This window comes from Kitasatospora sp. NPDC092039, from assembly GCF_044756065.1.
In the GTDB taxonomy this organism is placed as follows: domain Bacteria; phylum Actinomycetota; class Actinomycetes; order Streptomycetales; family Streptomycetaceae; genus Kitasatospora.
On the sequence record NZ_JBIVSD010000027.1, the window covers coordinates 1 to 14,749 of the forward strand.

Annotated in this window: 12 protein-coding genes; 4 read left to right on the plus strand and 8 right to left on the minus strand. The window is 74.1% G+C overall.

What is annotated here, in order from left to right; genetic code table 11:
• Window positions 1-126 precede the first annotated feature (126 nt).
• On the minus strand, window positions 127-669 hold the full coding sequence (locus tag ACIQI7_RS35120; protein ID WP_401117970.1) for a VOC family protein: 543 nt from the start codon (window positions 667-669) through the stop codon (window positions 127-129).
• A 203-nt stretch (window positions 670-872) separates the two neighbouring features.
• Here ACIQI7_RS35120 and ACIQI7_RS35125 point away from each other — a divergent pair, with 203 nt between their 5' ends.
• Both ACIQI7_RS35125 and ACIQI7_RS35130 read left to right on the plus strand, forming a co-directional pair.
• On the plus strand, window positions 873-1,430 hold the full coding sequence (locus tag ACIQI7_RS35125; protein ID WP_401117972.1) for an Lrp/AsnC family transcriptional regulator: 558 nt from the start codon (window positions 873-875) through the stop codon (window positions 1,428-1,430).
• Between the two features lie 152 nt (window positions 1,431-1,582).
• Window positions 1,583-2,353 carry an IclR family transcriptional regulator gene (locus ACIQI7_RS35130; RefSeq protein ID WP_401117974.1) on the plus strand — a complete coding sequence of 257 codons (771 nt, stop codon included), beginning with the start codon at window positions 1,583-1,585 and terminating at the stop codon, window positions 2,351-2,353.
• A 69-nt stretch (window positions 2,354-2,422) separates the two neighbouring features.
• On the opposite strand, the gene ACIQI7_RS35135 is transcribed toward ACIQI7_RS35130, so the two are convergent.
• The 3 genes from ACIQI7_RS35135 to ACIQI7_RS35145 form a co-directional block, all read right to left on the minus strand.
• A complete protein-coding gene (locus ACIQI7_RS35135; RefSeq protein WP_401117976.1) occupies window positions 2,423-3,229 on the minus strand; it encodes a S16 family serine protease in 807 nt (268 codons plus the stop codon).
• Between the two features lie 38 nt (window positions 3,230-3,267).
• Window positions 3,268-3,918, minus strand: a complete 651-nt coding sequence (locus ACIQI7_RS35140) for an IclR family transcriptional regulator (protein ID WP_387756885.1) — start codon at window positions 3,916-3,918, stop codon at window positions 3,268-3,270.
• 414 nt (window positions 3,919-4,332) lie between these two features.
• Window positions 4,333-6,165: a DEAD/DEAH box helicase gene (locus ACIQI7_RS35145; protein WP_401118076.1), complete on the minus strand. Its 1,833-nt coding sequence runs from the start codon at window positions 6,163-6,165 to the stop codon at window positions 4,333-4,335.
• Between the two features lie 310 nt (window positions 6,166-6,475).
• On the opposite strand from ACIQI7_RS35145, the gene ACIQI7_RS35150 reads away from it, so the two are divergent.
• A complete protein-coding gene (locus ACIQI7_RS35150) occupies window positions 6,476-6,901 on the plus strand; it encodes an SsgA family sporulation/cell division regulator (RefSeq protein ID WP_401117979.1) in 426 nt (141 codons plus the stop codon).
• Window positions 6,902-6,993: 92 nt separating this feature from the next.
• Here the strand turns inward: ACIQI7_RS35150 and ACIQI7_RS35155 are convergent, their stop codons facing one another.
• From ACIQI7_RS35155 to ACIQI7_RS35165, 3 genes are read right to left on the minus strand one after another with little or no spacing between them, the layout of a single operon-like run.
• On the minus strand, window positions 6,994-9,597 hold the full coding sequence (locus ACIQI7_RS35155) for a rhomboid family intramembrane serine protease (protein WP_401117981.1): 2,604 nt from the start codon (window positions 9,595-9,597) through the stop codon (window positions 6,994-6,996).
• Window positions 9,564-10,889 carry an alpha/beta hydrolase gene (locus ACIQI7_RS35160; RefSeq protein WP_401117983.1) on the minus strand — a complete coding sequence of 442 codons (1,326 nt, stop codon included), beginning with the start codon at window positions 10,887-10,889 and terminating at the stop codon, window positions 9,564-9,566. The genes ACIQI7_RS35155 and ACIQI7_RS35160 overlap by 34 nt, the downstream gene beginning before the upstream one ends.
• Complete coding sequence (locus ACIQI7_RS35165) at window positions 10,886-11,527, minus strand: class F sortase (protein ID WP_401117985.1); 642 nt, start codon at window positions 11,525-11,527, stop codon at window positions 10,886-10,888. The genes ACIQI7_RS35160 and ACIQI7_RS35165 overlap by 4 nt, the downstream gene beginning before the upstream one ends.
• A 402-nt stretch (window positions 11,528-11,929) precedes the next feature.
• Here ACIQI7_RS35165 and ACIQI7_RS35170 point away from each other — a divergent pair, with 402 nt between their 5' ends.
• Window positions 11,930-13,225: a hypothetical protein gene (locus tag ACIQI7_RS35170; RefSeq protein WP_401117987.1), complete on the plus strand. Its 1,296-nt coding sequence runs from the start codon at window positions 11,930-11,932 to the stop codon at window positions 13,223-13,225.
• A gap of 3 nt (window positions 13,226-13,228) precedes the next feature.
• Here the strand turns inward: ACIQI7_RS35170 and ACIQI7_RS35175 are convergent, their stop codons facing one another.
• Window positions 13,229-14,671, minus strand: a complete 1,443-nt coding sequence (locus ACIQI7_RS35175) for an MFS transporter (RefSeq protein WP_401117989.1) — start codon at window positions 14,669-14,671, stop codon at window positions 13,229-13,231.
• Between the last annotated feature and the right edge of the window lie 78 nt (window positions 14,672-14,749).

Here is a 14,749-nt window from a genome sequence, read left to right on the forward strand (position 1 = left end):
TACCGAGCCGGCGTCGTCCTCGCCTCGCTGATCCTGTGGCTACGAGCCGAGGAACAATGACCCGGCACAAGATCAATTACGAGACACGGCCTAGGGCCTGTCCGACGATTCCCGGCGGGCGCTCCGTCAGAAGCCGTCGCAGGGCACGTACCCCGGCAGGTACGGCCCGACGTAGCCCGCCCGGTCGACCAGCGTGTGCCTGGTCCCGCCCGGCACCCCGATGGTGGCCAGCACCACCGCGCCGTAGTCGTCCCGCGCCTCGTACGGCTCGGCCAGCGACAGCGCGCCGCGGTCCACCGCGTAGTCGTAGGCGTAGGGGACGTCCGGCACGCTCACCGCGAGGTCCAGCACCCCGTCCCCGTACCGGTCCAGGTACGCGGCCAGCTCCCGGCCGCGCGGGCCGGTGGTCCGCACCGGCGAGGAGAGCACGATCCGCGTGCCCGGCGCGGTCAGCACGTACGAGAGCGTCTCCGGCTCGCCGGTCTCCGGCCCCGCGTACGCGGTGCAGCGCAGCCCGAGCGCGGCGCAGTAGCGGCGGGCCGCCCGCTCGGCGTCGGCGACCGCGAAGACCACCGCGTCGGCGCGGCCCGCCGGCAGCGGCCCCGCCTCCGCCGGGTCCGGTAGGAGGCCCGCCCCGAACAGGGCGGGTTCGGCGGTGGTGTCGGTCATGACTGCCCTCCCGGTAGGCGTACGGACCATCCTGGCCGCCCCCGGCACCGGGGGTGGGGCCCTGCGCACGGGGGTGTGGCTGGAGGGTGGCGCCGGGGCGACCTGCGCGCAACTGTTTCGTTTCCTCCTGGTCAAGCTGTGCCCCGGAGCGGGAGAATCGACCGCGCCGCTGTACAGAATGCCCACCACAGGACGGTGCCGCGATGCCCCCCGCCCACGCCCCGAGCTCGCCCGGGTCGCCCAACTCCGCCGCCCCGCACGGCGTTTCCGCCGCACCGGCGGCCGGCGCCAACGACACCATCGACACCCTGGACGGCCGGCTGATCCGGCTGCTCGCCGAGGAGCCCCGGATCGGGGTGCTGGAGTGCTCGCGCCGGCTGCAGGTCGCCCGGGGCACCGTGCAGGCCCGGCTGGACCGGCTCCAGGCCAAGGGCGTGATCGGCGGCTTCGGCCCGGAGGTGGACCCGGCGGCGATCGGCTACCCGGTGACGGCGTTCGCCACCCTGGAGATCTCCCAGGGCCAGGGCGCGGACGTGCGGGCGCACCTGGCGAGCGTGCCGGAGGTGCTGGAGCTGCACACCATCACCGGGATCGGGGACATGCTGGTGCGGATCGTGGCCCGGTCCAACGCCGATCTGCAGCGGGTGATCGACCGGGTGCTGGGCTTCGACGGGATCGTCCGCTCGTCCACCGCGATCGTGCTGGAGAACCCGGTGCCGTACCGGATCCTGCCGCTGGTGGACCAGGCCGCCGCCGAGTAGGAGGGTCCGGGCGGCGCGACGCGCCGATCCGGCATAGGCAGGCGGCGCCGATGGCCTCAAGATTTAAATATGAACGTTCTACTGTCCCTCGTGTCGCCCCGCGGCCCGCTGACACCCGCGGCAGCCGCGTCCCTGCCCGGGCCGGCCCCGGCATGACGAACGCCGTCGCGGCCGACGGTACCGCCCCCACCCTCATCGCCTCCGCCCAGCGCGCCCTGCGCCTGCTGGAGGCGGCCGCCCGCTACCCCAAGGGCGCCACCGCCAAGCAGCTCGCCCGGGACACCGACCTCGCCCTGGGCACCGCCTACCACCTGCTCCGCACCCTGGTGCACGACCACTACCTGGAACGCCGCAGCGGCGTCTACCTGACCGGCCCCGCGGTCGCCGGGCTGATCCGGTACAACGGTCCGGCCACCGGGCGGGCCCGGCTCAGGGCGCTGCTGGGCATGCTCGCCGACGAGCTCTCCGCCGCCGTCTACTTCACCTGGTACCGGCACGGCGAGGTGGAGCTGGTCGAAGCCGCCGAGGCCCCCGGCGCGCCGCTGATCGACCGGGCCTGCTTCCGGACGGGCGCGCACGCCACCGCGGCCGGCAAGACGGTGCTGGCCCTGATGACCGCCGACGAGCGCCGGGACCACCTGGCCCGCCACCCGATGGTGGCGTTCACCCCGTACACCCTGCGGGACCCGGCCTGCCTGCCGCTGCTGCCGCGTCAGGGCCCGCGGCGGGTCGTCCCGATCACCCAGTTCCAGGAGTACGCGATCGACGTGGCGGGTGCGGCCGTGCCGATCGTCGCAGGCAACGGCATCGGCGCGATCTCGGTCTCCCTGCCGATGGCCCAGGCCCACCGGCTGGCCGGGATCGCCGCCCAGCTGCACACCCGGCTGGGCGACGACTTCGCCGCGGTGGCCTTCGGGATCTGAGCCCGAACCCTCCCGGACGGGGCCCGAACCCTCCCGGACCGGGCCGACCCGTGTGCGGGGGACGCCCGGTCAGCAGGAGGGGACGGTGCCGCCGCTCCTCAGCGCCTGGAGCGCGGAGACCGCCTCGTCGAGGGTGCCGACCGGCACCAGGCGCAGCGACTTCGGGGTGTTCACCCTGGCGTCCGCGCACTCGTCCTTGGGCAGCAGGAACACCGTCGCGCCGTCCCGGGCGGCCGCCTGCGTCTTCAGGGGGACGCCGCCGACCGGGCCGACGGTGCCGTCCTTGTCGATGGTGCCGGTGCCGGCGATGGTGAGCCCGCCGGTGAGGTCGCCGCCCCTGCCGTCGCCGGCCAGCTTGTCGACGATGCCCAGCGCCAGCATCTGACCGGCGCTCGGGCCGCCGACCGCGCCCAGGTCGATCCTGACCTTGACCTGGTCCGGCGACAGGTGGAGGTGGTTCAGCGCGGCCGCGGTGGCCGCGTCCTGCGACTCGGCCATCTGCTGGGCGGTCGCCTCGTCGGCCTTCACCGGGTCGGTCTCCGGGTAGACCGTCTCGGTCGGGCGGACCGCCTCCCGCGGGTCGAACCAGGCCTGCACCGAGCGCCAGAAGGTGTTGCGCTGACCGGCGTTGGTCGCGGTGATGGTGACCATCCGCAGCTCGCCCTCGGTGGTGCGCAGCGGCGCCCCGGTGATGGTGAGCACCGGCCTGTCCTGGTACGAGCCCAGGGTGTCCGCGGTCAGGCCCGGCCAGGTGATGGTGTACGGCAGCGGGACGAAGGCGGCCACGCCGAACAGCGCGGCGACCAGCACCCCGCACAGCGTGAGCGCGCGGGTCCGCGGGGAGGTGAGGGCCTTGGAGAGCTTGGTGTCGGACACAAGGGGAATCCAAACACACCGGACCCGGTGCGCGGGCGCTACCTCAGGGCGTCGGCCACCTCGGTCGCTGCCTCCACCACCCGGGGGCCGACCCGCTCGGGGACCAGGCCGTTCAGCATCACCACGCCGACGCTGCCCTCGATGCCGCTCAGGCCGACCAGCGCGGCGGCCGCCCCGCTCGCGCCGGACTGCTCCTCCGCACGGGTGATGACGAAGCCCTGTTCGGGCCGGCGCTGGCTGGGGAAGGTGCGTGCCTCCAGGATCGCCCGGCCGGCCGCGCTCTCGGTGAGCGGGTGGCGCAGGCCGGTCCGGTAGGCGACGTGGAAGTCGGTCCAGCTGGGTTCGACCACGGCGACGGCCAGCGCCTCGTTGCCGTCCACCAGGGTCAGGTGGGCCGTGGCGCCGAGGTCCTCGGCGAGGCTGCGCAGGGCCGGGAGGGCGGCCTCGCGCAGCAGCGGGTGGACCCGGTGCGCGAGGCGCAGCACGCCGAGGCCCACCCGGGCGCGTCCGCCGATGTCCCGGCGGACCAGGCCGTGCTGTTCCAGGGTGGCCAGCAGCCGGTAGACCACGGTCCGGTTGACGGCCAGCCGGGCGGCCAGCTCGGTCACGGTGAGCCCTCGTTCGGAGTCGGCGAGGAGCTTGAGGACCCGGACGCCGCGGTCCAGGGTCTGGGAGGTCTCGGCAGTCACGGCGGGCAATCCTTTCCGCGGCGCTCGCGGGGCGGGCGGCGCCGTTCCAAGACCGGTGTCGCGCGCAGGTGGGGGTGGCCGCGCTCGGACCGCACGGCGTCGTCCTTGACGCGCACGGCCCCGCGGCGCCGTCCCGCGGGGGTTGCCCGGCGGAAGAGCGTGGGGGAAAGGTAGTGAAGGAAATGACGCGGCGGAAGTGGTTGTCCAAAATTCGGGCGTGATCAACTTCAACACCGCGTCGAAATCAGGACGAACCCCCGCGATTCGCCGGGTGCGTCGGGGTGCGTACGCGCCCCCGGTCCGATGTCCGGACGCGCCGGGGAGGACGGGGCGCCCGGCCCCGGCCGGGGCGCGCCGGCCGGCGGAGCCTTCCGTCCGCCCGCCGAACCGTTCCTCCGCCCGCTACGGGCTCCGCTACTTGGCCCACTCCCGGATCTTCGCGATCCGCGCCCTGAGCTGGTTCGCGGTGGCCTGCGCGGTGAGCGGCCCGCCGCACTGGCGGCGCAGCTCGTTGTGGATGGTGCCGTGCGGCTGGCTGGTGCGGTGGTGCCAGGCGGCCACCAGCGCGTTCAGCTCCTTGCGCAGCTCCCGCAGCTCCTGGTGGGTGACCACCGGCCGCTGCTCGGCCGGCAGCTCCAGCAGGTCGGCCTCCTCGGCGGGCTTGGTCCTGCTGCGCTGGATCTGCCGGTGCTGGCGCTTCTGCAGCAGCATCTGCACCTGGTCCGGCTCCAGCAGGCCCGGGATGCCGAGGTAGTCCTCCTCCTCCTCGCTCCCCGGGTGGGCCTGCATGCCGAACTCCATGGCGTTGTACAGCACCCGGTCGAAGACCGCGTCGGAGCCCAGCGCCTCGTAGGAGAACTCCTCGCCGCCCGCGCCGTCCGGCCCGTCGTTGGCCCGCTCGGCCTCGGCGAGCAGCCGGTCCTCCTCGTCGAAGAGGCCCTCGCCCTCCTTCTTCGGGCGGTCCAGCACGTGGTCGCGCTGGAGCTCCATCTCGTTGGCGAAGCCCAGCAGCAGCGGGATGGTCGGCAGGAACACCGAGGCGGTCTCGCCGCGCTTGCGGGCGCGCACGAAGCGGCCGACGGCCTGGGCGAAGAACAGCGGGGTGGAGATCGAGGTCGCGTACACGCCGACGCAGAGCCGGGGCACGTCGACGCCCTCGGACACCATGCGGACCGCGACCATCCAGCGCGAGGTGCCCTCCGCGTAGTCGGAGATCCGCTTGGACGCCTCGGCCTCGTCCGAGAGCACCAGGGTGACCTTCTCGCCGCTGATCTCGCGCAGCATCTTGGCGTAGGCGCGGGCCACGTTCTGGTCGGTGGCGATGACCAGCCCGCCGGCGTCCGGGATGGCCTTGCGGACCTCGGTGAGGCGCCGGTCGGCGGCCTGGAGGACGGCCGGGATCCACTCGCCCTGCGGGGACAGCGCGGTGCGCCAGGCCTGGGCGATCAGGTCCTTGGTCATCGGTTCGCCGAGCCGGGCCTCCAGCTCGTCGCCGGACTTGGTGCGCCAGCGCATGTTGCCGCTGTAGCTGAGGAAGATCACCGGGCGGACGACGTGGTCGGCCAGCGCGTGCCCGTAGCCGTAGGTGTAGTCGGCGACGGACTTGCGGATGCCGTCGCCGCCGGCCTCGTAGGCCACGAAGGGGATCGGGTTGGTGTCGGAGCGGAACGGCGTACCGGTCAGCGCCAGCCGGCGGGCGGCCGGCTCGAAGGCCTCGAAGCAGGCCTCGCCCCAGGACTTGGAGTCACCGGCGTGGTGGATCTCGTCCATGATCACGAGGGTCTTGCGGGCCTCGGTCCGGTTGCGGTGCAGCATCGGGTTCACGCCGACGCCCGCGTAGGTGACCACGATGCCGTGGTACTCCCGGGACAGCGGCCCGGAGGAGTACGCCGGGTCGAGCTTGATGCCTATCCGCGCGGCGGCCTCGGCCCACTGCTTCTTCAGGTGCTCGGTCGGCGCGACCACGGTCACCTGCTGCACCAGGTGGTTGTGCAGCAGGTACGAGGCCAGGGTGAGCGCGAAGGTGGTCTTTCCCGCGCCCGGGGTCGCGACCGCGAGGAAGTCGCGCGGCTGCGTCTCGATGTACTTGTCCAGCGCACCCTGCTGCCAGGCCCGCAGCTTGCCCGCGGTGCCCCAGGGGGCGCGGCCGGGGAAGGCCGGCGAGAGATGGTGCGAACCGGCGGGCGCGGCATGGCCGACGGGCCGGGCGGGCGCCTGCGCCTCCGGTACGTCGGAGAACAGCGGCATCGAGGAGGCGGCGGCAGTACTCACGGTCTCCGAGGGGGGATCATCGCAGGTCAGAGGCGGTTTTGCGGCCTCGCCCCGCGGTCGGGAGGCAATCGGACAACCCGCCCAGCGTACCGGCCCGGCGCCGTTCGGGCCTCCAGGCGAGGCTCCGCGCCGGGCCCGCGCGGCCGGAAATCGATGTGACCCGGATCACGTCGAATACCTCGTGGAACCGGGTAAGCACCACCGGTCCCGGGACTCTCACCAGGGTGAGGCCGCACCAACCCCACTGCCCTAGCGCGGCCCCGCACCCGACCGAAGGGACCCGTCCGTGCGCACCGTCGAAGAGACCGTCCAGGCCCGCCTGATCCTGTCCACCCACCGGTCCGTCCGGCTGCGGGTGGTGCTCGGCTACCGGCCCGAGGACCCGCTGGCCGTGCGGATGGCCTTCCCCTCCGAGTTCTCGCTGGACGACCCCGCCGAGCGCCGGGACAGCGCCGACATCGTCTGGATCTTCGCCCGCCAGCTGCTCTCGGCCGGCGTCGAGCTGCCGGCCGGCGTCGGCGACGTGCACGTCCGGCCCGCGGCCGGCCGGCGCACCATGGTCGAGCTGCGGGCCCCCGAGGGCACCGCGCTGCTCCGGTTCGACACCGCCGACCTGCGCCGCTTCCTGTGGCGCAGCCGGCTGGTCGTCCCCGAGGGCGAGGAGCACCTGCACCTGGACGCCGACCGCGCGCTCGCCGAGCTGTTCGGCTGACGGGCCCCGGCGCCGGGGAACGTGACGTCCGTCGCCGGCAACCCGGGTCCGGGGCCCGGGAAGCCCGTACGGCCGCCCACCCCCCGGGCGGATCACCCCGAGAGCCTGCGCATCAGCCGGACGCCCTGGGCCGCCGTCAGGTGCGGCAGGTACGCCTTGCCGATCGCCCTGGTGATGCCGGGCAGCGCGGCCGGGTCGGGGTACGCCATGTACATCGGCCGGTACTCCGGCTGGAACTTCGCCTTGAACGCCAGCAGCGAGCGGAAGCCGTACACCGGCTCCAGCACCTTGCCCATCCAGTCCAGCATCCGCTGCAGCCCGGTGGGCTCCTCGTCCTGCCCGGTGCGGGCCAGCGGCGCGCCCGACAGCGACAGGAAGCGCGCGCCCTCCTCCTTGAAGCCGAGCGCGGCCGAGGCGATCAGGAACTCGCTGACGCCGCGGAAGCCGTCCGAGCGCCGGCGCATGAAGTCCAGCGTCCAGCCGACCGGCACGCCGTCCTCGTAGACCGGCATCCAGCTGGTCAGCCCGTGCACCACCCGCTGCTCGTCCACCGCGATCAGCACCCGCACGTCCGGGTCGTCCAGTTCCTCCAGCCCGCCGAGCGTGAAGCCCATCTCCGGCAGGCCCTTCTCGGAGACCCACTCCTCGGAGATCGCCCGGATCTGCTCGCGCAGCGCGAGCGGCGCCTCGTGGTACGCCCACCACTCCGCGGAGATGCCCTGCTTGCCCGCCTTGTTGAGGGCGGTGCGGATGTCCTGCCACTTGCGGCCGGTGAAGGCCAGCTCGGGCAGCGGCACCACGGTGTCCTCGGCGACCTGCACCGAGCGCCAGCCGAGCCGCGCGGCGGCGGCCCTGGTCTCGCCGCAGACGCTGTAGAAGCACGGCGTCCAGCCGCGCGCGTCGCAGTACCGGGCGAAGCCGGCCACCGCCCGGGCCCGGTCCTCCGGCGCGCCGAACGGGTCGCCGGTGGTCAGCGCGACGGTGCCCACCACCCGGTAGGCGACGGCCGCCCGGCCGCCCTCGTCGAACCAGTAGTGGTTGCCGTCCCAGGTGGCGATGAACGAGAGCGTCCCGCCGCCGTGCTCGGTCAGCAGCGCCCGCGCCCGGGCGGCCGCCGCCGCGTCGGTGTGCAGCACCGGGCGGCGGAAGACGGACAGCAGCACGGCCAGCGCGACCACCCAGAACGCCAGCCCGCAGTACGTCTCCAGCAGGCGCGCCACCGGCCCGACCGCGATCGGGTAGTCCGGCAGCAGGTCGTTGTACGCGGGCGGCAGGAACTGCGCCGGCAGCCCGGCCACCAGTCGGCGGGCGGTCGCCCCCGGCTCGAACTCCCCGGCCACCAGCCGCCCGACCCCCACGTAGGCGGTCGCGGAGGCCAGCGCCGCGCCGCCGAGCACCAGGGCCAGCCGGCGCATCGAGCGGCCGGACAGCCGCAGCGGGAACCGCTTGCGGGTGGCCAGCAGCAGGACGGTGGTCAGCAGCGGCAGCAGCAGCGCCTCGACGAAGTACTGCACCACGTCCCGGCCGACCGGCCCGCCCTCCAGGTACAGCCAGCACAGCAGCGCCGCCCAGAGCAGCTCGGTGGCCACGGTCACCAGCCAGGCGAACCGCAGCCCCCGGCGCAGCCCCTCGGCCAGCACCAGCAGCAGCGCCGGGAACAGCGCGGCCATCAGCCGGCCCGGGGTGTCGAAGATCCGGACGACGGCGTGCGCCCGGGCGCAGTCGTGCGCCGACACCGCGCAGAAGTCGGCCACCTCCTCCGGGCTGAGCCGGTGCGAGAGGTACAGCTCGGAGAAGGTGTTGAACGGCCCGCTGGCGTTGTCGTACAGCGAGGCGAGCAGCGGCCCGAAGGCGGCGGCGACCAGGCAGAGCGCGACCAGCACCCGGGTCTCGGAGTGCGAGGAGCGGTGCGTGCGCAGGTGCGGGCGGCCCCGGCTGAGCAGCGCGCCCAGGCCGAGCCCGGCCAGCGCCGCGGCGCACCGCTGGACGCTCTGCAGGTGGCCCACGTACAGCGTCATCACCAGCGGGACGAGCAGCACCAGCAGGTGCAGCCGGCGGCGCCAGAGCACGGTGAGCCGGTACCCGAGCACCCCGGCCAGCGCGAACACGCCGACGCCGGGGCCGACCGCGATCTGGTCGGCCACCGAGACGGTCCACGGCTCCCCCACCGCGGAGCCGAACGCGACCAGCGCGGTGCCCAGCAGGGTGCCGACCACCTGCCCGCCGACCAGCACCACGAGGGTGCGCGGACGCCCGAGCCGGTGCTCGGCGGCCGGGCCGACCAGGAGCAGCAGCAGGCTGGTGAACACGTACGAGCCGCTGCCCGAGCACCAGAACATCGAGGTGACCGGCGTCCACCAGTGGCCCTCGGCCAGCGTGGACGGGCCGACGCCGGCCCGTTCCAGCAGCCGGTCGGACGGGCCGTGGCCCAGGCTGCCGGTGGCCGCGCCGAGCAGCCAGAGCCCGGCCAGCAGGGTCAGCGTCAGCGGCGCCGACCGCAACCGGGAGCCGAGCACCCGGGCCGCCCGCCGGACCCGCTGCGGGCGCGGCTCCGCGGTGCGGGTGACCGGGGCCCGGTCGGCGCCGCGCTCGGCCGCGCGCTCCGCGTCCGGCCCGGGCCCGCGCCGCTCCCCGACGGTGGCCAGCGCGGTCCCCGCGCCGGTCACCGGGTCAGCCCGGTCTGCTGGGCGAGCCACGGGAGCTGCTCGGCTATGCCGGGGCGGAAGACGACCCAGCCGTGGCCGCCCGGCATCAGGTCGAACTTGGCCTTCATTCCGGCCGCCTGCGCGGCCTGGTAGACCTTCTCCATCTGCGGTCTGAACTCCTCGTCGGTCTCGCCGACGACCAACGCGACGTTGGTGTCCGGGAACTTCTTGCGGGCCATCACCTGCAGCGGATCGACCGCGTCGAACTTCTTCTCGTCGCCGCCGAACGCGGCCTTGACGGTCTGTTCCCGGCTGCCCAGGGTCGGTTCCTCCTGCCCGGACATGTCGAGGACGGTGCCGTACACCTCGGGAGCGTTGACGCCGAGCTGGAGCGCGCAGGTTCCACCCATCGAGGCGCCGCCGATCGCCCAGGCGTTCCGGCCGGTCGCGGCCTGGAGGTTCTGGTGGACCCAGTCGGGGACGTCCGCGGCCAGGTAGGTCTGGGTCTTGGCGATCCGGGAGTCGAGGCAGAGCGTGTTGGCCCAGGTGGAGCCGAGCTGATCGGGCATCACCACGATCGGCGCGAGGCCGTTGTGCTCCGCGGCGTAGGCGTCCAGCGCCTCGTTGATCTGCGCGGAGAGCACCCAGTCCCCCGGGATGCCGGGCTGACCGGTGATCATCACCACCACCGGCAGCAGCGGCCGCGGGGTGGCCTGGTAGGCGGGCGGCAGGTAGACGTACGCGTCGCGGGCCTTGAAGCCCGACTTGGTGCCGGGGATCGGCACCACCGAGACGGTGCCCTTCTCGGGCAGGTCCGCCGGGGGCTTCCAGACCTCCTCCAGCGACCTGCCCGGCGGGGCGGCCACGACCTGGCCGGCCTTGGTGGCGACCAGCCCGTCGGTCTTGGTCAGCCACGGCGCCAGCATCACCCGCCCGCTGGGGAACTGGCCGAAGCCGATGTTGACCTCGGAGGAGGCCATCAGCACCACCAGGCCGGTCAGGCCCAGCGCGATCCCCCGCCGCCGCCAGGTGAGCCGGCGCATCCGGTAGCCCGCCAGGCAGAGGCCCAGCAGGGCGATGGTTATCCACCGGGTGACGTACCGGGGCGTGCCCTCCGGGAAGGGGTGCCACCAGCCGTCGACCACGGCGTCCAGCAGCCAGCTGAGCGCCGCCGCCGTCAGCAGGGCGGCGGGCAGGCGGACCCGCCACCAGCTCCGGCCGCGGCCGACGGCGAGGGCGAACAGCGCCGCCCAGCCGGCCGCGAGCACGGCGTGCGGGATCAGGCCCTCGGTGAGCGGCCAGTCGATCGGGTTCCAGCGGGTGGCAAGGGTCAGCGTGCTCATGCGGCTTTGCCCGGCGGGGTGGTGTCGGCCAGGAAGCCGTAGGCGACGACGTTGCCGTCGTAGCCGTGTTCCGCGCTGTACGAGCCGCCGCAGGTGATCACCCGCAGCTGTGCGTCAGCGGCCTGGCGGTAGACCCGGTCGTCCGGGAAGTCCTTTCGGTCGTGCACTTCGATGGCGTAGAGCTGGTAGACGGCGGTGGCGCCGTCCGCCCGGGCGATCTCGATCCGATCCCCCCGACGGAGCGCGCCCAGATGATAGAAGACCGCGGGGCCGGCCCTGTTGTCGACGTGCCCCGCGAGGATCGCGGTGCCGCGCTGACCGGGGCTCGCCCCGCCGCGGTACCAGCCCGCGAGGTTGCGGTCCGCCTCCGGCGGGGTCTGGAGGCGGCCGTCGGCGTCGAGCCCCAACGCGGTCACCGGGGCATCCAGCCGTACCGCCGGGATGCGGATCCGGGTCGGCGCGGACGGGCCCAGCGGCGGGACCACCGAGACCGGCGCGATCCCGGCCTGGGCCTGGCCGGCCTGCGGGGCGGGCGGCAGCGACCGGCCGCCGTCGTGCAGCAGCCAGGCGCCGAGCACCAGCGCGGCTCCGGCCGCCAGGGTGCCCGGCCACGGACCCCTGCCCTGCTGGACGCCCACGGGCGCTCCCCTCTGCCGACGGAATCCCGCTTCCTGGGAGTTTCCTGGGAACAATTCAATCGGAACGGACTGTAGGGCACGTCCACACGACGGTCGTACCGGCACCCGCCGATCGGCAGGGTTGATGGCCTCTTCCCTGCACGCCGTGGGCGTCCGGTCGCTGAGCGCGACGGCGGCCTCCCGCATACGATCGCCGCGGGTGCACACCCGACACGACCTACCGACGGTTCAACGGACCCGATCGGTTGCGTCGTTCGAGCGATCACTCCCGACCGCGCGCTGTGCCTCTCCGACCGGCTCCTCCCCCGTGCCATGCTGACCCGGTTACGGGTTCCGTCGTCCCCGCGCCCGATCGGACTCCGCACTCCCGCACGCCGCCACCGCCCCACGAACGGAGTGACCATGGAAGCCCTCTCCCGCCGAACCCTGCTGACGGCCGGCGCCGCCACCGCCGCCGCCCTGGCGGCCGGCTGCGGCAGCAACCACGCCACCGGCGGGGAGCGGGCGACGGGCACCACCGTCCCGGCCACGGGCACGGTCGACGAGCAGCTCGCCACCCCCACCCCGGCCCCGGTGCCCAAGCCGCAGGCCGTGCTGATCGGCGACGGCTCCACCTCGGACACCGGCGCCCAGCCGCACCAGCCCGTCTCCGAGAGGCTGGAGCCCGGCCAGCGCCCGCCGCAGTTCGTGGTCTTCTCCTGGGACGGCGCCGGGGAGCTCGACAACGGCCTGTTCGCGCGCTTCCGCCGGCTGGCCCAGGAGCACGACGCGAAGATGACCTTCTTCCTCAGCGGCCTCTACCTGCTGCCCGAGTCCAGGAAGGACCTCTACCGCCCGCCGCAGCACAAGGTCGGCGCCTCCGACATCGGCTACCTCAGCGACCAGCACATCCGCGACACCCTGGAGAACGTGCACGCGGCCTGGCTGGAGGGCCACGAGATCGGGACCCACTTCAACGGCCACTTCTGCGGCTCCACCGGCGTCGGGAAGTGGTCCCCGGAGGAGTGGGACAGCGAGATCCAGCAGGCGATGGACTTCGTCACGAACTGGCGCACCAACACCGGCTTCACCGACCTGCCGGCGCTGCCCTTCGACTACCGCAAGGAGCTGATCGGCAGCCGCACCCCCTGTCTGGAGGGCCAGCGCAACCTGCTGCCCACCGCGGTCAAGCGCGGCTGGCGCTACGACAGCAGCGGCAACGGCACCCAGGTGTGGCCGCAGAAGATCCAGGGCGGCGCGCTGTGGGACCTCCCGCTGCAGTCCATCCCGTTCCCCGGGCACACCTTCCAGGTGCTCTCGATGGACTACAACATCATGTACAACCAGTGCGGCCCCAACACCAAGGCCGACCCGGCGCTCCACTCCGGCTTCCAGGCCCAGGCCCGCGACGCGTACCTGATGGGCTTCGACCGCGCCTACAACGGCAACCGGGCGCCGTACGTGATCGGCAACCACTTCGAGGAGTGGAACGGCGGCATCTACATGAACGCCGTCGAGGACGCCCTCAAGGCCATCGCGGGCAGGCCGGAGGTCCGGCTGGTCTCCTTCCGGCAGCTGGTCGACTGGCTGGACGCCCAGGACCCGGCGGTGCTGCGCAAGCTCCGGACCCTCGCCCCGGGCCAGTCCCCGGCCGGTGGCTGGGAGGCCTTCCTCGGCGCCCCGGCGGGGGCGGCGGCCCCCGCCGCGGCCGTCGGCTGACCGTCAGGTCCGGGGGCGCACCCGGCCGGCGAGCAGCGCTCCCAGCAGCGCCACCCCGGCCATCACCAGCAGGATCACCGCGAAGGCGCCGGGCGAACCGGCGCCTTCGGCCGCTCCGTGGCCGGCTGCCGCCAGGGCGCCGCCGCCCAGGGCCGCGAACAGCACCCCGGCCAGGCCCGTGAGCAGCACGTTGCCCAGCGCGTCGCTCATCTGCAGCGCGGCCGAGTTGGCCCCGGCGTCCTCCGGCGCGGAGAGCTTCATCATCAGCACGCTGACGCTCGCGATGGACAGCCCCATCCCGACGCCGCCGAACCCCCAGGCCACCGAGGCCGCCCAGGCCGGCACCGCCGGAACCAGCACCAGCGCGGCGCCCGCGATCGCCAGCGCGGTCAGCAGGAAGCCGCCCCGGATCATCGCCGCGCGGTAGCGCTCCGCCCCCGGCCGGCCCTGCAGCCAGGATCCCAGGGCCCACGAGAGCCCGCCGCTGGTCAGGGTGAGCCCGGCCAGCGTCGGCGACAGGCCGCGCTGGGTGGTCATCATCAGCGGGATGAAGGCCTCGGCCGCGAAGAACGCCCCGGCCGCGACCCCGCGCAGCAGGATCACCGTCGGCAGCCCGCGCCCGGCCCGCAGGGTCCGCTTCGGCAGCAGCCCGAGGACGGCCGGCACCAGCAGCGCCGCCCCGGCGATCCCGGGGAGCAGGCCGGGCAGGTCGAGGCGCTGGCCCGCGTACTGCAGCAGGCCGGCGCCGAGCGCCGCCATCGCGGCCAGCAGGGTGCGCCGGCGGTCGAAGGCGGCGCCCTTGGGCAGCGGGTGCTCGCGCTCGGAGCGGGCCAGCGCCGGGCCCATCACGGCCAGCGGCAGCAGGATCAGCGCCGGTACCGCCAGGAACACCCAGCGCCAGCCCAGGTGCTGGGTGACGGCCCCGGCGACCAGCGGGCCGACGATCGAGGGCAGCACCCAGGCCGACGAGAAGGCCGCGAACACCGACGGCCGCAGCCGCTCCGGATAGGCCCGCCCGACCACCACGTACAGTGCGACGATCACCAGCCCGCCGCCGAGGCCCTGGATCGACCGCCCGGCCACGAACACCCACATCCCGGGCGCCGTCCCGGCCACCACCAGGCCGACGCCGAACACCGCGATGCCGGTGAACAGCGGCTGCAGCGGGCCGCGCCGGTCGCACCACTGGCCGGAGACGACCAGGGCGAACAGCGTGCTGGTGAAGTAGCCGGAGAAGGCGAAGGCGTACAGCCCGAGGCCGTCCAGCTGGCGGGCCGCGGTCGGCATCGCGGTGTTGACGGCCGTCGCCTCGAAGGCGATCACCAGGACCACCGAGACGATCCCCAGCGTCAGCGCGCGGTAGCGGCCGCCGAGCACCCCGCCACCGGGGTCGTCGTCGAGGGGTATCGGTACGGAGTCGACCGTGGTGGAGGAGGCTGTGGTCATACGTAACATCGTAAGAGCCGTCCGCCCCGGTGACCCCTGACCCCGGTCGCTGATCGACTGGGTCCGTGGACGTAGGAC